Origin of the sequence: Bacillus paramycoides (assembly GCF_038971285.1) — a bacterium.
Classification (GTDB): Bacteria; Bacillota; Bacilli; order Bacillales; family Bacillaceae_G; genus Bacillus_A.
This window is the reverse complement of record NZ_CP152427.1, coordinates 2,036,549-2,056,985: the sequence shown is the minus strand read 5'-3', so window position 1 is coordinate 2,056,985 and position 20,437 is coordinate 2,036,549. Positions and strand designations below refer to the sequence as shown.

17 protein-coding genes are annotated in these 20,437 nt (G+C 33.3%); all 17 read right to left on the bottom strand.

The window, feature by feature from the left end; genetic code table 11:
- Nucleotides 1-80: 80 nt before the first annotated feature.
- Nucleotides 81-893, bottom strand: a complete 813-nt coding sequence (imm47, locus tag AAG068_RS10665; RefSeq protein WP_342719248.1) for an Imm47 family immunity protein — start codon at nt 891-893, stop codon at nt 81-83.
- Nucleotides 894-897: 4 nt separating this feature from the next.
- On the bottom strand, nt 898-1,197 hold the full coding sequence (locus AAG068_RS10660; protein ID WP_342719246.1) for a hypothetical protein: 300 nt from the start codon (nt 1,195-1,197) through the stop codon (nt 898-900).
- Nucleotides 1,198-1,591: 394 nt separating this feature from the next.
- Nucleotides 1,592-1,981, bottom strand: coding sequence for a hypothetical protein (locus tag AAG068_RS10655; RefSeq protein WP_342719245.1), 390 nt, complete (start codon nt 1,979-1,981; stop codon nt 1,592-1,594).
- 33 nt (nt 1,982-2,014) lie between these two features.
- A complete protein-coding gene (locus AAG068_RS10650; RefSeq protein ID WP_342719739.1) occupies nt 2,015-2,605 on the bottom strand; it encodes a CdiA family toxin C-terminal domain-containing protein in 591 nt (196 codons plus the stop codon).
- Between the two features lie 721 nt (nt 2,606-3,326).
- Entirely contained in the window at nt 3,327-3,683 is a 357-nt protein-coding gene (locus tag AAG068_RS10645) for a hypothetical protein (protein WP_342719244.1), read from the bottom strand.
- A gap of 18 nt (nt 3,684-3,701) precedes the next feature.
- A complete protein-coding gene (locus AAG068_RS10640; protein WP_342719243.1) occupies nt 3,702-3,845 on the bottom strand; it encodes a hypothetical protein in 144 nt (47 codons plus the stop codon).
- Nucleotides 3,846-3,875: 30 nt separating this feature from the next.
- Nucleotides 3,876-4,079, bottom strand: a complete 204-nt coding sequence (locus AAG068_RS10635; RefSeq protein ID WP_342719738.1) for a hypothetical protein — start codon at nt 4,077-4,079, stop codon at nt 3,876-3,878.
- A 204-nt stretch (nt 4,080-4,283) separates the two neighbouring features.
- The gene (locus AAG068_RS10630; RefSeq protein WP_342719242.1) at nt 4,284-5,519 is read right to left on the bottom strand and encodes an IS110 family transposase; all 1,236 of its coding nucleotides are present in this window, start codon (nt 5,517-5,519) and stop codon (nt 4,284-4,286) included.
- A 158-nt stretch (nt 5,520-5,677) separates the two neighbouring features.
- Nucleotides 5,678-6,460 carry a recombinase family protein gene (locus tag AAG068_RS10625; protein ID WP_215557186.1) on the bottom strand — a complete coding sequence of 261 codons (783 nt, stop codon included), beginning with the start codon at nt 6,458-6,460 and terminating at the stop codon, nt 5,678-5,680.
- Between the two features lie 740 nt (nt 6,461-7,200).
- Complete coding sequence (locus AAG068_RS10620; protein WP_000428102.1) at nt 7,201-7,656, bottom strand: DUF4274 domain-containing protein; 456 nt, start codon at nt 7,654-7,656, stop codon at nt 7,201-7,203.
- 24 nt (nt 7,657-7,680) lie between these two features.
- Nucleotides 7,681-9,078, bottom strand: coding sequence for a WXG100 family type VII secretion target (locus AAG068_RS10615; RefSeq protein ID WP_342719241.1), 1,398 nt, complete (start codon nt 9,076-9,078; stop codon nt 7,681-7,683).
- Nucleotides 9,079-9,134: 56 nt separating this feature from the next.
- Nucleotides 9,135-9,572: an SseB family protein gene (locus AAG068_RS10610; RefSeq protein WP_342719240.1), complete on the bottom strand. Its 438-nt coding sequence runs from the start codon at nt 9,570-9,572 to the stop codon at nt 9,135-9,137.
- A gap of 33 nt (nt 9,573-9,605) precedes the next feature.
- Nucleotides 9,606-10,361 carry a DUF975 family protein gene (locus AAG068_RS10605; RefSeq protein WP_342719239.1) on the bottom strand — a complete coding sequence of 252 codons (756 nt, stop codon included), beginning with the start codon at nt 10,359-10,361 and terminating at the stop codon, nt 9,606-9,608.
- A 164-nt stretch (nt 10,362-10,525) separates the two neighbouring features.
- Nucleotides 10,526-13,243 carry a hypothetical protein gene (locus AAG068_RS10600; protein ID WP_342719238.1) on the bottom strand — a complete coding sequence of 906 codons (2,718 nt, stop codon included), beginning with the start codon at nt 13,241-13,243 and terminating at the stop codon, nt 10,526-10,528.
- A gap of 23 nt (nt 13,244-13,266) precedes the next feature.
- Nucleotides 13,267-15,942, bottom strand: coding sequence for a tetratricopeptide repeat protein (locus AAG068_RS10595; protein ID WP_342719237.1), 2,676 nt, complete (start codon nt 15,940-15,942; stop codon nt 13,267-13,269).
- A gap of 83 nt (nt 15,943-16,025) precedes the next feature.
- On the bottom strand, nt 16,026-16,298 hold the full coding sequence (locus tag AAG068_RS10590; RefSeq protein ID WP_000807831.1) for a WXG100 family type VII secretion target: 273 nt from the start codon (nt 16,296-16,298) through the stop codon (nt 16,026-16,028).
- Nucleotides 16,299-16,425: 127 nt separating this feature from the next.
- Nucleotides 16,426-20,433, bottom strand: a complete 4,008-nt coding sequence (gene essC, locus AAG068_RS10585) for a type VII secretion protein EssC (protein ID WP_342719236.1) — start codon at nt 20,431-20,433, stop codon at nt 16,426-16,428.
- Nucleotides 20,434-20,437: the final 4 nt, after the last annotated feature.

Here is a 20,437-nt window from a genome sequence, read left to right as displayed (position 1 = left end):
AACCATCATGAGGTATATATTTTCAAACACCATATATTTTTCTATTTACTTCACATATACTTGTTTTTCATAGGTTATAGTTAAAGCTTATATCCATAAAAATATTTTTGTCCCTTTTCCCAATTTTCACTTGAAAGTTCGTTTATATAGTCAATAAAATCTTTATAATTTCTTGCACTAATAATAGTGTTGTAATCCGCAGGTACTCTTTTACCAGTCCAAATTGATAATAAAGATGGTATTAATTCCATTTTTAATTGCTCCTCATTATTCGCAGCAATCATAACCCGCTGAATCAATTTTTTAGCCAAGTCTCCAGGAAAAGCTAAATTCTGTTGAAAATAATAACTATTTGTATCCTTTTCCTGACAATACTTAAAATAAAAATTTCCAATTTCATCTATAGTTGCATCTTCACCAATATGCTCTTCAAAATTAATAAAAGAATCAATAGAGTCTCTTATAATAGTAGCTGTATCACTGAATTCCTCCCACTCTTCAAGTAAAACCAATAAATATGGAATTACCTCAAGAGAAAGTGAGATTGTGGCTGCTGATGCAAAAGTGTCTACTTTTTCTTCAGTTACCTCACTAAGAAAACGGAAATTATTTGAATTTCTTAAGTCTTCATGTGTTGCGACAGATAAAAATACTCTAATACATAAATTCAGAACCGCTTCATCTTTAGTCTGATTCATTAATTGAACTAATAGTGGTTTTTGAGTAAAATCCCCCGTTTTAAATAATTCTATTAAGTTAAATAAAACTTCCGTTTCTGTTACAGATTTTAAAATTTTTTCTTTTATTTCCGATTTAGCTAAAATTGTTTTTTCTCCAAACCATATACTATTCATAAGATTTCTCGTTTCTCCCATAAATGCACCTACTTTCATTAAACTATCTCTTTCCATTTTCTCGTTGCCATTTCAGAACTTTATTTTGAAAAACAGTAACCTCAGTATGTTGTGGATTATTACCAAATACCATAATCCCCTTTTCATTCTCATGTATTTTTAGTATCTTAGCATTTTCTTTACCATAACCCATTTCATGATAAAAATCCAAATTCAAATCATCAATTTGTTCTCGACGAATAGTTGATTCTCCTGTATTCTTTATATTTGAACTTACATTCTCTCCCCCAAAAGATAAACCTTGTACATGGTGACCTTTTTCAAGTTCCCCTCTTCTAACCAACGCTTGATAGTCTGCCCTTGCTTCCTTTAGTTCTTTACTCTTTACTATTGTAGATTCATCAGGATTAGGATACCAATCAGGGTTAGTTTCGTGTAATTTTTTTGCCTCATCATAATAAGGTCCATAAACATCCTTACTCGAAGAATTATTATCCGTACCCTTATAGTTGTTATCTCACGCTAATTTTTCATTAGGTATTTTTTCAATACACTAAACAAAAGAGATCTCAAATATGAGGTCTCTTTTGTTTAGTCTTCTTCATCTATAACTTCCTCTTTACTTATTCAATATCAGACAATCTTCTTTATTGAAATATAATAAAATCCTAATAAAAACGCGTTCTTCAAAAAGTTCTTTTTCTGCCCTTCGAATCTAGTAAAACGGCTATAAGATATTACAAATTTAAGCTACGCTTAACTTGTACTAATAAATCCATTAATTCATTTCTTTCTGGATTTTTTTCCACTTCTTTTTTCACATGTTCTTCTAAATAATTATAAAAAGTTTCAAAGTCCAAATACACTTGTTGTTCAGACTCCACAGCTGGAGAATCTAATTCAACTAACACATGCTTATCATCTAAAGGTGTAGGTAGCTGTGACATATCAAATTCATCTAAATCAGACTGAAAATGAACAAATACTATTTCTTGTCCAAACCCCTCTTTTTTTACAAAAAAACTCAAAGCTCTTTCCAAGTACTTACCGTTTATAAAGTTAAAATATATTGACATCAATTCATCGTTTTTCTCTTTATCTTCAATAAATTCAAAATTACTATTCATTTTATCCTCCTATAAATATTGTATCTTATAATATCAGTCTAGAATTGGGAAAAAGTTAGTTATCTCCCCAGTATCATTTAAATAACCTCTGAACTTCAATCCATTTGAAGCAGTACCTTCAACAAGCCTACCATTTATTGTTCCCTTTTGCATTGCTTCTTTTCCCCACTGATATATCTTATCATCACTAATCATTGCTGGATCGTATATTGTTTTAGGCTCCTTAATATTTTTATACGAAACAGGTTCGGCAATATTTCCAGCCATATCTTTTCTAGGTATTTTGTATTCTATCTCATAAATCCCTTCAATTGAAGAATGTGATTTTTTAGATATAATTAAGTCTTCTACATCAACACCCTGATTTTTCAAAGTATTGTAAAATTCATCCATGTTATGTCCACCACTAACTCCTTTCTTAGTGCTTATATTCTCAACATTTTTTAAATGATTTTTAGCATTATCTCCAAATTTAAAGTTATTAGCCCCAACCGTACCTTTAACAACCTTACTCTCCATATACTGATAAGCCTCTTTCAGAGAATACTGTCCTCCTCCTGAGACCTTTCCTACTCCAGCCATAGCGAAGCCTTTTCCCTCGCCTGGGATCCATTTGTACTCCAGTAATGTTTTTACTGCGTGCTGGATCTTTTCATTCCCCTGCAAGAAGGTTGTTTTTACGGTTGTGGCACCTTTGTTCCATAGACTTCCGATTTTGTCGGCAAATCCTTTTGCTGTCGAGGCTACAAAGTTTACACCTTCTGTTACTTTGTGGCTGGCTGTTTTTATGCCATCGACAGCTGCTTTTTAGTAGATACTTTTTATTTTCTCAATCTAACAAAATATTAACTTTTTTATTATATCTTATTTCTATACTAAGACGAAAAAAGCACTTGTTGCCTTTCAGAGACAATCAAGCGCTTTAAGTTCATATGTTTTAAGTAGCATAAATTTGTAAGTTTTATAGTAACAGTATGATACCTTTTATATGTCGTAACAACTACTATGTTAAAACTTACAAGTTTGTACGAGTTCGTTAATTTAATGTCATTTCATGTCTTTATATTCATCACCCAGTAAAATGCCATCTCGCCTAAGCTCGTACTTCTTTTCCTATTCTATCATTGCACACAGTACTCCATGATGGTATAACCATCATAGAGTATATATTTTCAAACACCATATATTTTTCTATCCACTTCAAAAACACATTCTTTTTCATCCATTTTTCTTATGTGCTTTTGTATTTATGGTTTTAGAACCATGAGCTTTATCACTCGCTTATGTTGCTTTACTAACACAAGCTCTTAACATATATTTTTAAAATAATAATTATTAAGACCAATTAAACTTCGTCAGACAAAGCATCATCGTAATCCTGTAATTCTTCCATAATTTCTTTTAATCGGTCAATATTATTTATAAATTCATCGTAAGAAATTTCTTGATAATCGAAAATTCCTTCACCATATTCATCACTGTCAAATATTTTTACTTCTGCACCTAACTTCAACAAGTTATCAACTAACCCTTTTAAATTTTCCATATCATCAATATCATTTGCATCCGTTTCAGCAAAAAAATCTTTGTTTTCAATTTTATTTTTTATCTCTGTAATTCCTAAACCAGTGTACTTTCTTAAGGGTACTACACATTTACTAAATGGACCATTAGAGCTTATTTTAATTGCCACTTTACTCATTTATTATTCTCCTTCCCATTACAACTCTTCTAAATAATTTGGATTAACAGGTCTACCAGGTGCATTTTTACTATAGCTTCCACCATGCCAACCTTTTAAATGTTCCCTGCTAGTTACATGATAAATTAATTCTCCTCTATTACATATATGTGGGTAATTCATAGCGTTGTAAGTATGATGTCCAATTATTGATTACCCATTATATTGAGGTTTTTTTCCTCTTAAAATCTCTTGTATCTGTTCATTAGTCCAATCCCTTGTTGTAGGTTCTCCATCTAAAATCCTTTTCTTTTCTTGCTTCCAAAATTCATTAACCTCTGCAGCTCTTCTTTTTGAAAATTTTTTATCCCATTGATATCTTTTATATTCTTCTTTTGTTACTGTTCGATTTTCAATCTTTTCTTTTATTTTTTTCTGCTGACCCCTACTTAAAGATTTGTATGGTGTAAGCTTTGGTGTTAAATCAAATTCTGCTTTCAGTACCCTTTGAGCAATAATATCTTCTCCTACTGCTACATTTTTATTACCCAGAGTTTCACCCGTACCCTATGTTGTAATCTTAAACCCTCACAATAAAAAAGCAAACCATGTAAAACCTTATTAAACTACTTCTTTTTCTTCCACTACCGGCAATTCATAAGCTGTTTTATATTTCATCATGCCATATACAATGTTTACAAGCCTTCTCATAATACATACCAATGCTTGTCCTTTTGTTTTTCCCTCTTTAAGTTTCTTTTGATAATATGCATGAAACACTGGGTTTCTGGGTAACTTACTTCCTTTCGCTACTTGCACTTGTTGTACAGCTAAATTATAAAATAAAGCGTGTAGCGCCCTGTTTCCTTGTTTGCTTTTATGCACCTTACCTTTCCCACCAGAACCAAAGTAAACAGGCGCAATCCCCGCAAATCGTGCTAATTTGTTGGCATTTGGAAATCGTCTTACATCTCCAATTTCTGCAATTAATGCTGATGCCGTCACAAGTTCTATTCCCGGCATCGTTTCTAATTGATAATCTAGTAGTTTTACTAGCTGTTTTAATTCTCTCTCGATGTATTTCATTTCTGTCTTTTTAAACTCAATATCCCGTACAATACTTCTTACTAAAAAATCTAGTGTTTCTTGATATTCCTTCATTGTATGTCCATCTTCTTTTACAAGTTTTAATATTTCGCTTGCTTTCTTTACTGAACATGTATTATTGCTAACATCTAATAAAAAAGCTGTTAATTGCTTTATATTCGCCCCCTCTAAACAAGAGGGTGACGGATATTGCTGCCAAAACGCTAATGCTGTTTTCCCATCTAACTCTGAGAAAAACTTTTTATAGCTTGGATAATGATGGTTTAATTGAATATGTAGTTGATTCTTTAACGCACTTTGTGCTTTTACTAATGCATTCCTTCTTGATACTAGTTGTTGTATCGACCAAAATAAATCGTTTGGCTTTGCATCTGGCAATTGATTAAATTTGTTTACCAATATGCGTGCTACACATTCTGCATCCCAACTATCATTTTTTTGTATCATCACTTGGCTTTTTCGTTCTAAAAATGATAAAGCTGGATTTACTTCTTTCACAACTTGTTCATGGTCTACTAAATATTTCGCTAATGCTCTTCCATAACCACCAACATCTTCTAAACCAAATACAACAGTTATCCCATCACACACATATGTCTCTACTTCTAATAAGAACTTCGAAAATGCAGATGGTTTATTCTCAAATTGTATTTCTCCTAGTTTCTCTTGCCAACAATTAATAATAACAGCCGTATGATGCTCCTTATGTAAATCTACTCCTACATACAAATAGTTCTGTCTATTATGCATAACTCATCCCTCTATTCAATGATTTAGTCATATACAAAAATGTCGGCAACCTTAGTTCGAGCGTTCATCTTTCGATGCGCATAGGTACGCAAGCCTATCCATTTTCGTAACTTCATAAGTACATATAGTAAAATGAGCGATTTTTTTAAGTACGACTGTTATAAAATTGCTGAATGTTTACCGTTTGTTTGTATTTGCCCGTATGTATATACCCCTCGATAAAAGTTCTCTCGGTCTAACATGCGTTTCACTTGTACTTTCGTAAACAGCTTTCCTTTCTCTGTACGATAACCTTCCCTATTCAGTCGTTCTGCCAATTGAGTAAGTGACCAATGTTTAAAAAAGTGTCTTAATTCAAATAGTCTACGTACAACTACCGCTTTCTCCGCATCTACTTCTAACACTTTTTGCCCTTTCTTTACTCTATAACCAAACATCACACCGCCCCCCGCATATCCACCTTGTTCCGCTTTCTTCTTTCTCCCTCTACTTAGTTTTAATGCAATTTCAAGACGTTGGTATTGGTCTAATAGCTCTAACATGCCATTTACTAAAAAGTCATTGGGGTCATGTGTATATATACTGTAATTCGGTTGTTCAATTGCTTTCACATCTACCTTGTATTTCTTTAGCTCTCGTTGTATTAATACTTTTGCCATATCAGAGCGCCATAACCGAGATGTATTTAATACAATAACTTTGCCCACTTGATGATATGCAATATCCGACAATAGCTCTTGTAGACCTTCACGTTCAACTGTTAATCCATCTTCATCTACTTTCGCTCCGCTGATTCCTTTATCTTCGTATATGTGAAGCAGTTGTAGTTCATTTTCAATGCAGTACCGTTCAATTTCTTCTACTTGATATGTTAAACTGTACCCTTCACGTACTTGCCCTTCTGTTGAAACTCGTACATAACCAACTACTTTCTCTTCCATATTGAGTCCTCTCCCGTTACAGCAATTAAAGTCCCTGTAACGTTTACCCGTTTTTTGCGGATAACGTGTGCATAACGTCCATCCGTTAAAACGTACTTTACGATGACTTCAAAAAGTAACACAACCCTTTATTTTTTCCTCTACTATCTTCGTATACTGTACATAGCCACTACAGTCTATAAAACAACAATAAAAATTTAACACTTAATGCACTTATAAAATTATATTGCTCTGTTAAATTTCTACGCTAAAACGCAAAAAAGCACTTGTTGCCTTTAATTGACAATCAAGTGCTTTAAGTTCATTTGTTTTTAAGTAGCATAAATTTGTAAGTTTTATAGTAACAATATGACACCTTTTGTGTGTCATGAAAACTACTACGTTAAAACTTACGAACTTTTACGAATTCGTTAGTTTTATGTCCATTCCATGTCTTTATATTCGTCGCACAGTAAAATGTCATCTCGCCTAAGCTCGTACTTCGTTTTCTATTCTATCATTGCACACAGTACTCCATGATGGTACAACCATCATGGAGTACATACTTTCAAAAACCCTTTTATTTTTTCTATCTACTTCACATATACTTTATTTTTTATTCATATATACTTATGCGTATTTAAATTTAGCACCGCGAACTTTATCATATTCGTACATAAAATATAATTTAGTATAGTAAGCTTTATAAAATCACTATAACTAAACTCATTTATTTACTGTAATGAGTTTTTAATGTTTATTTATATTTTAGGAATATCAATTATATTTCCTGGTGACTCATTAATAAGAATATCTGAAATACTTGGGTTCCTTTTTTTCAACTTGAATATTTGAATTTTTGTTAATTCAGGGCTAAATGATATATTTTGTGTTTTAAACTCCAAATTCATAATTTTATTTTGAAGTTTTAATATAAAAACCTTCCATTCTTGTAATGGAGAATTCGAAACTTCCTCTGGACTTTCTAATAATCGATATCCGTCTGCATAATGAAACATTAGTAATCCCGTTCCTAAGTCACAATCTTTGTTTTCAAGAATTGCATTTGGTATATCAAATCCACTATTCCAATTATAATTTGCTGCAAAACAATGAAGGAGTATTGGATTATCTATATTCTTTATTCGGCTAATTGTATCCTCTTTATTTGTATTATAAAGTAATTCTTCAAGCAAACTAATATCTTTATTTTCCATTACACCTTACCACCTTACTGATATTTACTTATTTTGTATTTCCAATTGTTTTAGCTTTCTTTCCCAGAGTTCTACTGTTGCACCTTGGCTTGGGTACAATGGTAAACCATTCCCCTGTAATTTTCTTAAATTTTTTTGCAAATCATATACCTGCTTTTGTAAACTATCAATACTTTGGTTAATATCCATTTTATTTAATGCTCTTGCAACTACTTCATTGTAAACAGAATGATATCCTCTGTGTCTAGCCATTGTACTTATATTATCATCTGGTACTCTTAGAAAAATACCATTTGATGAGTCATCAAAGTTCATACCTATCTTTTTAATTACAGGATTATCTGCCATTTCAGAAGGAATAATATGCTGTGCTTGATATCCACTCCATTTAGTTGAACGTCTAAGCCCCATTTCTGTCATCATATTTTTTCCTAATTTAGTAGAATTTCCTCCTGTTACAATACCCGGAGTACCAGGAATAATCCTACTACCTTCACCCGTACCCTTAACAACCTTACTCTCCATATACTGATAAGCCTCTTTCAGAGAATACTGTCCTCCTCCTGAGACATTTCCTACTCCAGCCATGGCGAAGCCTTTTCCCTCACCTGGGATCCATTTGTATTCCAGTAATGTTTTTACTGCGTGCTGGATCTTTTCATTCCCCTGCAATAAGGTTGTTTTTACGGTTGTAGCACCTTTGTTCCATAGACTTCCGATTTTATCGGCAAAGCCTTTTGCTGTCGAGGCTACAAAGTTTACACCTTCTGTTACTTTGTGGCTGGCTGTTTTTATGCCATCGACAGCTGCTTTTCCAGCTTTTCCGGCTACCATTGTTACGCCTTCGCCTAGTCTTTTTCCTGCTTTTACAATTGTCTTCCCAAAGCTAGAAGCGACATACTTTATTCCTTTTCCAGCAAGACTTGCCACTTTTCCAACAGGAACAAAGTTTAGGAGTGTCCATCCTGCGGCGATGAGTCTTTCTTTTGATGATAATTCTTTTCCTGTAATAGGATCTTTACCGGTAACTGCACGAATTGCATCATTTACTCCAATGAATTCAGCTGCCCCTTCTACTCCCTTTTCCCACCATGATTTTTCATGTTTCTTTTCTTTTTTATGGGTTTCTTTCAATTTTTCATTTTGTTTCTTTTGATATTCTTCATCTGCTTGACGAAACTTTTGAGCGATACGCCGTAATTCTTTTTCTGTAACTTGTAAGTTACGTATGTAAGATTCCATGAGTCTCATTGATCTCATATATTCCCCATAAAAATGCTGACTCGTTGCTCCTTGCCATTGCATTTGAATACTAAACATAGATTGATTGAGATTCTGTTGTATATTCTGGCTGTGTGTTTGCATCTCTGATATGTTTTTGGCAATTTGTTCGAGTTGTTCAGGTTTGACCTTAATTTCCAAACCTTCTCCCACCTTCCTCTATTTTATACCAAAAAGGAATAGAACTGCATCAATTTTTACTTATCCCCTTTAGAAAAAACATCAAAAATACTATTATCACAAATCGCTTCAATTTCTTCCCTTACAAATAATTTTTGAAATTTTGTTCCTGGGTTTAATATTACATTTGCATCTAAATCTATCGTCTTTAATAATTCAACTGCATTCATAGAGACATACGGACATTCTTCTGGAATAACCATTTCTAAATGCTTCAAATCAGAATATAGTGGTAACATTAATCCTTCTTCCATTTCAAAATAATGAATTTGCAATTGTGTATTATCAGTTGAAATCAAATTTCCTTCTTCATCTACAGTTGTATCTCCCTCTACAGAAGCAACAACATACAAATTTGTTTTCTGTAATATCTCATAAAAACGAACTCTTTTTTCTTCATTCTGTAAAGCTTCCACTAACGCCTCATCTAATGGACAAATTTCTAGTAAACTCATTGAACTTCACTCCTTATGCAAAATTTAAATTCGTTATTTTTGAATATTGATTACTGGTACTTCTTTTGAATCATTAGTTCTATTCACTAGATTTAAATAGAAATGTGATACTGTAGTAGTATAATATGGCGTAATCCAAAGATATGGAAGATTTAGTGTGAATATTCCCACCAATGAACCTAAAATAAACCAACCAATGAAACTTAACCAAGTGATAAATAAATCTAACTTATGTCCTTTCATCATCATTTTACTTTTTTTAATTGCTTCACTTGCTGTACATTCTGGATCCTCTAACATAATGTAGTAAGCCATAGAATAAGAGAAAAATTTAATAATACCTGGAACAATGAACAAAAGACTCCATAAGCTAATAAATATTGTTTGTAAGATACCTAATTTCATAGCTCTAAATATATTATTTGAATTGAAACCAGCAAATAGATCACCTATTGTGGTAGATTCATTTTTCGCTAAACGTAATGTGATTGTATAATAGCCGTAACTCATAACACTTTGTACAACAATATAAATAATAAAAATAATAGCCCATACAATAATTTGAGATAAAATCAATCCAAAATTAATTTGAGGTTCGCCATATGAATAATATACAAAGTTCTCAGGTCCTATAATATCTATAAACAAACCAAAAATTAGAAATACTACTATACCAATGATATACATACTTGCTACGGGGATGAGATAATTAAGAAACGTTGAGCCTACCCCTAATCCCCATCGGCCTTTCAATGAGGCTAATGCTTCCCTTTTTAAATTGCTAATCATCTTTTTTCCACCTTTCAAATTCTGTATTATGCATAGTGTGGCTTTAATGAATAATTAATGAGTTTAGTAAAATTCAAATTTCTACTAAACTCATTAATATTTACTCATTATGCGAAATAATTTCGCCATCTTACGCAAGGTAAGATGGCGAATGTTAAATCTAATTATTTTTTAACGTTCATAGATTTAATTTTATCTACCTCCATTTTTGCTTGTTTCGTTATTTCTCCATTAATAGCATTTGCATATTTATCACGACTTAAAAATTCAAAACATTTATATGCATTATTTGTATCAGTTGCGGACATATATCCTGCACCTTTATTAAACATTTTTAGAGCTACTGTATTCATCCATTCTTTTGCATCTGCTTCTGGATACCCTAGTTCCATAGAACGATAAGTTAATTCAATTGCTGAAGCTAAATCTTCAATCGTATCTTTATTCCCGCTTGCCTTTGCAGCTTCAAATGTACTCAAATACTCAATTGCCGCTTTTACCCCATCTTTAATTCCTAATTCTTCAATACCTGGTGTTTTATATAAAATTTGATAGTTGTTTAACGCTGATTTATATTGCGTTTTTTCTAACTGTTTTGCTTCTTTAATTACAAGACTAGCAACATTAGAAAATCCTGTTTTGTCAACAACACCACGAGAAGCTGCTTGGCCATAATAATGTAAAGCATTATAAAGGCTCGTTTGCCCTTCTTTATTTGCTTCATCACCTGCTAATTGAATAAGTTGAATTCCCTCCATTTTTTTGGATGCATTATCAATCATATTCATACCACTAATTTGGCCAATCGTTTTATCAATATCCTTTAACTGTGCAAGTAATGTGTATGATGGTAATAAGTTTTTACTTACTTCACTTTGCCATCCTGTCGTTCCATTTATTTTATTCCATTCATTTTCTGTATCTGTCCATAATTTATTCGCATAATTAACCATTTCTTCTCTTGAACGTTCCAATGGGTGCTTTGTACGAATTGCATTTGCAATGTTTAATACCGCTGTATAATATTCTCCATTATTTGCAGCATCGTTTGCTTTTCTTTCAAACATTAGCGGCATTAATAATTTATGAGATTCATCTTGAACAGATTTTTCTACTCTTGCCGTATTTGCTAATAAATTTGCTTTATTTATAGCATCTTCCACTTTGAAATTAGAATCTTTAATTTGTCCACGAAGTCCCTCTACAGCCGCACTAAATTGCTTTTCTAATTTTTCTTTTTGTTCTCCTGTTGCACCGTCAATATACTTATTTGCTAATAGTAAAGCATTTTCATATTGTGGATTCGCTGGATTTAAATATGTTTCTATTTGATCGATTTCTTGACTAAATGGTTCAGATTTTACTTGTGCTTTTTGAGTACTTGAATCGATATTACTTGTTTTCTCGTTATTTTTGGCACCTTCAGTCTTTGCATCTTTTTGGTTTTTCTCAGTTGTTGTACTTGTTACCTCATTTTCTTCTGTAACTACTTTTTCTTCATTACTACTAGTATTTTCTTTTACCGGGCTTGCATTTTCTTTTGTTTCAGTTGTAGACTGCACTACTGATGTTTGGATATTAAGTTTCTGTAATTCTTCTTGTAATAGCTTGTTGAAAATATCTTCTACATCTTGATTCGCTTTTTCTACTAATGCGGAATCTACGCTTTCAAATACTGATGTAACTAAATAAAATTTACTTAATGCTTGTTCTAAAGATGCTACATCCCCTGTATTTGACCACTCTCTTTTTTCTTTTGTTGCTGTTTGATAAACTTTTTCTGCTACAGATTTAATATAATCTTTCTTATTTTCACTTAAATATCTTTGTAACTCTTCTTGTGTAGTAACTGATTCATTTAGTACATTCATTTGATTACGTAAATAGAATAATGCTCTCTCATTTGAATATTCACCACTTGTAAGGATTTGTTCTACATTATCTAACGCTAACTTATGTTCTGCTATCGATTTTGATTTTGATGGTGTATTCAATTGGCTAACGAGCGTCCAGTCTTCTTTTTTGCTAAAGTAGTTCGTTAAATTATTTAATGCATTTTCATCCAGTTCTTTTTGACTCGTATAAAAATCATTAAAGAAAACAGATGAGTAGTATTTTCCATTTACAGCGTACCACTCAACTAAAATGTCACCCGTTTTTGGTGATACTGTAATTGTTGGGTGTGTTGGTTCTGGTTCTGGTTTTGGTTTTGGTTTTGGTTCTGGATCTGGTTTTGGTTCTGGATCTGGTTTTGGTTCTGGTTCTGGTTTTGGTTCTGGTTCTGGTTCTGGATCTGGTTTTGGTTCTGGTTCTGGTTTTGGTTCTGGTTCTGGTTTTGGTTCTGGTTTTGGTTCTGGTTCTGGTTTTGGTTTTTCTGTTTCAGTTCCTCCGGTTCCAGTATTAGTTTTTGGCGGTTCTACAGTAGATGTAGGTAATTGAGCATTATCATTATTTTTACTTGGCTCTGCCACAGGTCCAACCATATTAGTTGGTAAATCTAGTTTTTGTGGAGTTGGTGCATCCGATAATTTGATCTGTGGATCTTTCTTTTCCACCGATACTTCATCTGGTTTATATGTTACTGGCGTAATTGGTGATTTATTATTCCCAATTAAGTCTGCTAAATTAATAGTTGGTTTTTCACCGGGTTTTTCATCTTTTTTTGCAGGATCAGCGACTAAATTTGGGAACATAGACTGTAAATCGCCTCCTGTAATACGATCATCTTTTTTCTCTTCTGTATTACTTGCTAGTTTTACTTGTTCTTTTCCTGCTGTCTTAAAGCCTTTGTCATACACAAGATATCCTGATGTTCCTAGTAATGCTACCGACATTACTGATATAGCGACTTTTTTCCCTATGTTATTATTGTTTTCCTCCATGTCCTTTTCCCCTTTTCCTATCTTTATTGAATCCAACCGTTTGTTTTCATTTCTGTTAGTTTTTCTTGCGCAGCTCTTACTTCGGATTCATTTTCATTTGCTTGCACTGTTTTTCTTAAGAAACGACTTGCTTCCTCGTATTTTTTCTGTTTAATTTTAAACATCCCGAATGCAAAATTCACATGTGGATTTTCATCGTTTTGTGCGTATGCTTCTGTGAAAAGCTTCTCTGCTTCATTCCCTTGTCCCACTTTATCGTATAAAATCCCTATATTTACAAGCGTATTTATGTCGCGTGTTCCACTGCTGACAACTCTATTGTAAGCTTCTAACGCTTGCTGATATGCAGCAGTACTCTTTGCACCATCTCGCGTTTCATAAAATTGACCCGCTTCGTAATACACAATTCCTAGTTGATTTAATAACTCAATATTTTTCATATCTTTTTGAATCGCTGCTTGTAAAATGTGCGATGCTTGTTGATAATTCATTTCTTTCTTCGCACTATCAATTAGGTTTGTTTTATTCCAAAGTACATATAAATTTGAAAGTTCAATTGTATATATGGCATTCTTTGAATCTTGCATGATAGCTTCTTTAAAGAAAGATTCTGCTTTGTCTAACTGTACAGTTGCGGTTGATAGTTGACCTTTTAAATACGAAACAATTGCCTTATCCTCATTTGTTTTCGTACTCATTTTGACAATAACATCTTCCGCCTTTTCAAATTCTTTCATTTTCATATGGCTTACAGCTAAATCTCGCATCGCATCTTTTTTGTATGGTTCAATTCCTTTTGCATTATTCGCTAGCGCTTGTTCAAAATTTTGCACTGCTTCTTGATATTTTCCAATGCGGAAATTCGCTGAAGCTAATAGATAAGCAGCTTCATTATTTTCTTTATCGATTTCTCTATCTTTTATTAGTTTTGTAATATAATCAATTGCAATTTTATTTTTTCCTTCAGCAACGTAAATCGTTGCTAATTGGAGATAAGCCTCATCCTTACCCTTCACAGTAATTGCCTGTCCAACAGCTTCTTCAGCTTTTGTATATTTTTTATCATCATAAGCTTGTCGTGCTTGTTCCATAAACTTTTGATATTTAGCATTTGTTGTGTAGAAATAAAACAACGTCGAACCACCTATTACAACCACTACAGTTGAACCAATAATCAAAATCCGTTTTTTATTCTTTTTCCACCATTTAGAAAAAGGTGACGGTTCACTTTGTTCATGCGCTACTGTAAGTGGTTGATTGGATGCTTTTGCATTTAAAATCTCATCATCTATATCATATTCCACTTGTTTTTTTGTTTGTTTTCGGCTCTGTAGAATGCTATTTGGCACTGTAATTGTAGCTGCTACTTCTTTCTGCGACTGTGTTCCTTGCTCTTCTTCTATCTCTTTAATAATGCTTTCAATTTCCTGTTTTAACGCCTGATCAATGTTTGGAAATTGTACGATTCGTGAATAGACGAAACAAGCAAATGCTGCATTGTTTTCTCGTTCCAATTCAGTAGCTAATTCCAAATAATGTTGTAGGACCATTTTATTATTTATTTCAGGCTCTTGACTCTCCATAGTTTGAATGATATATGCGAGTTCTTTTTGCAGAGCTGTTGATGGATTGAGTGAATTGAAAATTATTTTATATTCATATAATGCCGCTTGTTTAAATCCTCTCTCTTCTAATAATCTTGCAATTTCCAAACATTTTGATACAAAAAGAGAGTGTTCTTCTGCTGACTGCCTTTCCGCATCAATTTTTATTCTTTCTCTCGCGCTATTAAATACATCGTACCACTGTGCAAAGCTTGGGCATTCTGCGAAAGAATTACTACTCCATGCCTGCTTAAATAATTTTGCAATTTCCCCGTTCCATTGATTATGTAATACTTGCTGAAGTAACGTATATCTTTCACATTCTGTCTGCATTTCTTCCGTTTTAAAGTAACTTGCATCAGTCCATTTTTTATTTCGAACTTCTTCACTGCACCAACTTAATATTTCTCCTATTAAAATAGCACCAGCAAATCGATCGGCTTCTTTTTGCCATACTCCACTTGTCAAATACTTTGGTGCGTAACCCGCTGAACCTGCTGGCAATAATGAAGGTTTTTTCGTTTTTGGGCCATACATTTGCTCAACATCAACAAGTTCGATATTGTGTTGGCCTTCAATTGCATTTTCACTTAAGAAAGGTACAAGTACGTTGCTAGACGATAAATCATTATGAGCAACTTCATTTTCTTCCATCATTTTAAGTGTTGTAAGAAATGCTTCTGCAATAAAGAAACATTGTTCTTTTGATAACATTCGTTGTTCTTGTAAAATATCAGCCCAAGTTGGACCTTCAATCCAAGGCATTACAATACTATTAGCAAGATCTTCTGATTTTTCGATAGCAGATGTATGTTCTTCTTTAGTAACGATATAGCGTGAACATACTTTCAGACCCACTAAGGAAGAAAGTGGTTTCAAAAATGCTAGTTGATGTTTTTCCTCACGATAGCGTTCCTTAAAAACTTTTAATGCAATTCGTTCTACACCATTTTCCTGTTGTAATTGATAAACTGTTCCTTGTCTTCCCTCTTGACCATAGGGCATCTCAATACCAATTACAGCTGGGTGTTTCTCAAAACGATAAACATCTTTATTAAGATTAATTTTTTCTCCTACTTCTGGTCGGAATCCCATTTTATCCCCTTACTCTCGTATAACAATTTTTCAAAAAAAAGACCAGGAACAATAGCTCCTGATCTTTTGCAATTGTTCTATTCTTAGTATGCGTTATCTGTGTTACGGAATTTATCAGCAATACGTTTTAAGTCTGTTGAAATACCCTCTAAGATTGGAATATATTGCTGCATTGCTTGTTTAGATTGGATAAATTCTCCACGGAACTTCGCTTGTGTTGCCCCAGCCCATTGTCCTTCTAAACTATTAATATCGCCTTCAAGTCTATTAATTTGACTTTGTGCTTCTCCTGCTGCATTTTTAAAGTTTCCTGCGATTCTTTCAAGTTCTTCTGGTGTGATTTTAATTTCTGCCATCTTAATAATTTCCCCTTTCAAATCATAAATGATACAACAATTAGATTATAAACTATATTCATACAATTTTTAAAGGGTTAAATTACAAAAATATTCTATTTTATAGTAATTTAACCCTATTTGAATATTATTTCACTTTTAATTCAGACCATTTTACACTAATTTTATCTGTCATCGTGCGAAGTAAATGTAATGGTGTATATGCACATTTTATTTTTATTGGCTTTCTACGTATACAATATCCATCCCCACTTAATAATTCTTGATCCATTTCAGTATGTGGCAGTTTCATATTAAAGAAATACACATCGTTATTTTGTGTCGTTCCCAATAAATATCCAATACTTCTCTTTCTAATTTCCGCAAACCATTTTTCATGAGAATAGCTATTTAAGCTAGACGTAGTAGCAGCTGTCATAAAGTGAATCCCTTTATTTTTACAGTTTTGGACTATTAGTTCCATTTTATTTTTCGCCTCATAATCAGTAGATAATATAGTTAACATTTGATCGATATCATCAATCGCAATGATTATTCTCCTATATGGAATCTCCACTGTTGCGTTTGGATCTATAGAAGGCATTATTGGTTCTCTATTATTTATTAGCTCTAACAATTCATCTAACATTTCTTTTAATTGCATACCATCTGTAACTTTCTTCTTCACATGAGGTAAATCTCCAAGAGCTAATAAGCCTGTAGGTCTTTCACCAAGGTCTACTAAGTATAGCTCAACCTTTTCAGGAGAGTATTGGTATGTAGTAGTGAATAGAAGTGTTTGTAATAGCGATGTTTTTCCGCCTTCTATTCTTCCCCCAATAAATATATGACTCATTTCATCTAAAGAAAAACTTTGCAAACGAATATCCTCTGTTTCTATACCTGCTGAAATATGAGCTCTTTCTAATTTTTCAATCATATGTTCTACAAATATTTCTTTAGGTACCATTGGAATCTCTTTTGCTTTTTCACCATTCCATTCTCCATTCATTTTTTGAATAATTGTTTTTAATTGTTGAGAGTATTCAAGTTCACTTTCCCCAATAAACGGCAATGCTGCTTGGAATAATTCCGGCGGTTGCCCTTTCATTAATCCACGGCCAACAGGAACTTCAATTAATGGGAATTTAGGTCTGCCAACTAAGTTATGATATTCTGTCCCATCTTGCAATTCAAATGTAAGTGCCATCGGTATATTATTACGAACACGATCGAACATATCTATTGTTTGATTCAGAGAAAAATAGAAATATACTCCGTATGTACTTGATTCACGCAATAATAATTCTAATACTTCATTTTCTTTCTCGAATTCATTTTTGAATCTTATATAACCATCTACCATTACTACTACTGCTGGTATTTTCTTTTCTACCATTCGGTTATACATAGAGAATGACTTTGCACCGATATTAGAAAAGCCCTCTTTTCTATGCGTGATTTCCTTCTTTAAAAATCCGAATAGACGTTTCATTTTCTCATTTTCGCCTTCTTGTATAATCCCGCCAATATGAGGTAAATCTCTAAAATCTAAGAACATTCGACCAAAATCAATAATATAGAAATTCACTTCTGCTGGTGTATGAGATACAGCTAGAGACATAATAATTGTTTGCAACATCGTCGTTTTTCCTGTACCTGGCATACCATAAATATTTAAATGCCCTTCTTGTAAATCTAACTTCAGAGGAAATTGAGCTTGATTTGCAACATCATCAATTAATCCTACTGTTACTTGTAAATATTCTTTTGATTTATTCCACTCAGCAATTGTCCAATCTTCCATAGCATAAAATTCTTTTAACAATAATTTTTCCGGTAATGGATCCAGCCAAGGTCCTGGTAATGCTTTAATATTTTCTTTTTCTGATACGCTCTGTACATATTGAATAAAAGCTTGTAGTTGTTTTGGACTATTTGTCATTGGTTTTGGACGCTTTTTCACTTTTATTCTTTCACCCGAGAGCTTAACTTCTGTAAAATCAACAATATCAAGAACTTTCTCTTCATCTGGATTATAAGGTGCTCCGCTCCATGCTGATTGGAATAATTCCAATACTTCATTGCTACCAACTTGGAGATACCCTCGTCCTGGTACATTGATTTTAGAGGCATCTGGAATCTTTAACATTTCACGACTATCTGCATCATCTTGGACACGTAAACAAATTCGAAAACGCGAGTTACTCCAAATCTTGTCATTTACAACCCCCGAAGGTTTTTGAGTTGCTAATAATAAATGAACTCCTAATGTCCTTCCTATTGCAGCGACACTAATTAGCTCGTCCATAAATTCTGGTTGTTCCTTTTTCATTTGAGCAAACTCATCAATAACAATAAATAAATGTGGTAAAGGTTCTCTTTCACGCCAGCTTGTTTCATAATATTCATCTAGATGCTGAACATTTCCAGCCTGAATGAATAATTTTTGTCTACGCTCTAATTCTGCCTTTAATGAAATTCTGGCACGCTCAATTAAGTTTGGATCTTCTAAATTCGTAATCGATGCAATAATATGCGGTAATCCCGCAAATGTGTTTGACATTCCACCACCTTTATAGTCGATAAGCATAAATGCCATCTCATGAGGATGATAGGTTGCCGCTAACGCGGCTATTATAGACTGAATTACTTCACTTTTTCCTGATCCAGTTGTACCAGCCATTAGACCGTGCGGACCATGCCCTTTTTTCTCTATTTTATCGTGAATATTTAGAAAAACAGGTTTACTTCCTTCTCTTACACCAATTGGAACCGGCAATGAAGTCGGGTATCGATTTTCTTTCCATCTCTCTAGCACTTGTAACTCTTCCATATTTTTAGCTTGAAACAAATCTAAAAATGTTAATACTTTCGGAATGTTGGCTGCTGTAGAACTTTTCATTCGAATTGGAGCAATGCTTCGCGCTCCTAGTTCACATCGTTCGAATGAAAGTCGATCTACTTTAAAACTAGCACGCGTTGTCCCACTATTTTCAGCTGAACTTGAAAACGTTTCTACTAACTCACCATTTTCTCCATTTAAACTTATTACAAGATCACATTCCATCGGTAACCGTTCCTTTTGTTCCGCAAAAATAAATGTAGAAGCTCCTACACTTTCACCTTCTCTAAGTAACATTGGAGTTAAAGGATCATCTTCTAAAAATTCTCTCGCTGATAAGAAAAAGACATACATCGGAATTAAAGGAACTTTTGCATCCGCTTGCGCAGAAGAATTATAGATTCTACGCATGTTAAGTGGGGTAAATAGTACTTCAGCTAGTTTCTGTGCATCTTGTTGATTTTCAGATAAAAAGCGCATACTTCTCTGTTCATCCCATACGTGAGGAAGCCACCTCATCCAATCCCACTGCTTTTTCTCTTTCTCATGATAAAATGCTGCTATTTTTACTTCATTTGGTGCATGATGCGTCATAATTTGCGTCGTTACAATTCGAATAAAGTTTAGTCTATCTTCTTTATTTCCAACTACACCAATTACATCGTTTTTTTTCAAAGAAATGGAGATGTGTCCATTTGGTATCGTATTGAAATCCCTTTTCACATTTTGCGCTTCCGTAACTAATGGATTTTCTTCATAACCTTTCTGTTCAGGCACCTTCAATTCTACAAGAAATGGTCTTTCTCCTGTACCAATACGAATATCTAAAAAGTCTGGACTTTCAGGTGTTCTCTCCCATAAATTACTTTCCCGATTTTCAATTCTTTGTACGCTTTTTAATGGGCTTGGATTTTGTGTAATTAAATATTTTGCTTGTTCAACCTTTAACGTATCTAATTCCACTCGATGCTTTTGAATTTGCTCTAAATATCTTGTTTGTAATTGTTCAACCATTTGACGATGTTCTTTCTTTTTACGGAAATGTCCCATCGTTGTAATTATATATGATCCCAACATCGGAATACTTGAAACCATCATTAATGGCATATAACTTGAATTCATCTTCATAAATTTCATCATTACAAAATATAATACCAATGTTAAAACTGTCATCATTGCAGGCAGTAACATTGTTTCAATTGAAAACTTCGGCTCCTCCGGTATATTCGGTGGATCATGAATAATAACATCCCCTGTCGGTATATCTACTTTCACACGCGGAGAGCGTTGAAAATACGGTGATTTTTGCACAAAA

What these genes read in the sequence shown, in the direction of transcription:
- imm47 (WP_342719248.1), bottom strand. Translation starts at nt 893, where the DNA reads ATGAAAGTAGGTGCATTTATGGGAGAAACGAGAAATCTTATGAATAGT.
- AAG068_RS10655 (WP_342719245.1), bottom strand. Translation starts at nt 1,981, where the DNA reads ATGAATAGTAATTTTGAATTTATTGAAGATAAAGAGAAAAACGATGAA.
- AAG068_RS10645 (WP_342719244.1), bottom strand. Translation starts at nt 3,683, where the DNA reads ATGAGTAAAGTGGCAATTAAAATAAGCTCTAATGGTCCATTTAGTAAA.
- AAG068_RS10640 (WP_342719243.1), bottom strand. Translation starts at nt 3,845, where the DNA reads ATGAATTACCCACATATATGTAATAGAGGAGAATTAATTTATCATGTA.
- AAG068_RS10630 (WP_342719242.1), bottom strand. Translation starts at nt 5,519, where the DNA reads ATGCATAATAGACAGAACTATTTGTATGTAGGAGTAGATTTACATAAG.
- AAG068_RS10625 (WP_215557186.1), bottom strand. Translation starts at nt 6,460, where the DNA reads ATGGAAGAGAAAGTAGTTGGTTATGTACGAGTTTCAACAGAAGGGCAA.
- AAG068_RS10620 (WP_000428102.1), bottom strand. Translation starts at nt 7,656, where the DNA reads ATGGAAAATAAAGATATTAGTTTGCTTGAAGAATTACTTTATAATACA.
- AAG068_RS10610 (WP_342719240.1), bottom strand. Translation starts at nt 9,572, where the DNA reads ATGAGTTTACTAGAAATTTGTCCATTAGATGAGGCGTTAGTGGAAGCT.
- AAG068_RS10605 (WP_342719239.1), bottom strand. Translation starts at nt 10,361, where the DNA reads ATGATTAGCAATTTAAAAAGGGAAGCATTAGCCTCATTGAAAGGCCGA.
- AAG068_RS10600 (WP_342719238.1), bottom strand. Translation starts at nt 13,243, where the DNA reads ATGGAGGAAAACAATAATAACATAGGGAAAAAAGTCGCTATATCAGTA.
- AAG068_RS10595 (WP_342719237.1), bottom strand. Translation starts at nt 15,942, where the DNA reads ATGGGATTCCGACCAGAAGTAGGAGAAAAAATTAATCTTAATAAAGAT.
- AAG068_RS10590 (WP_000807831.1), bottom strand. Translation starts at nt 16,298, where the DNA reads ATGGCAGAAATTAAAATCACACCAGAAGAACTTGAAAGAATCGCAGGA.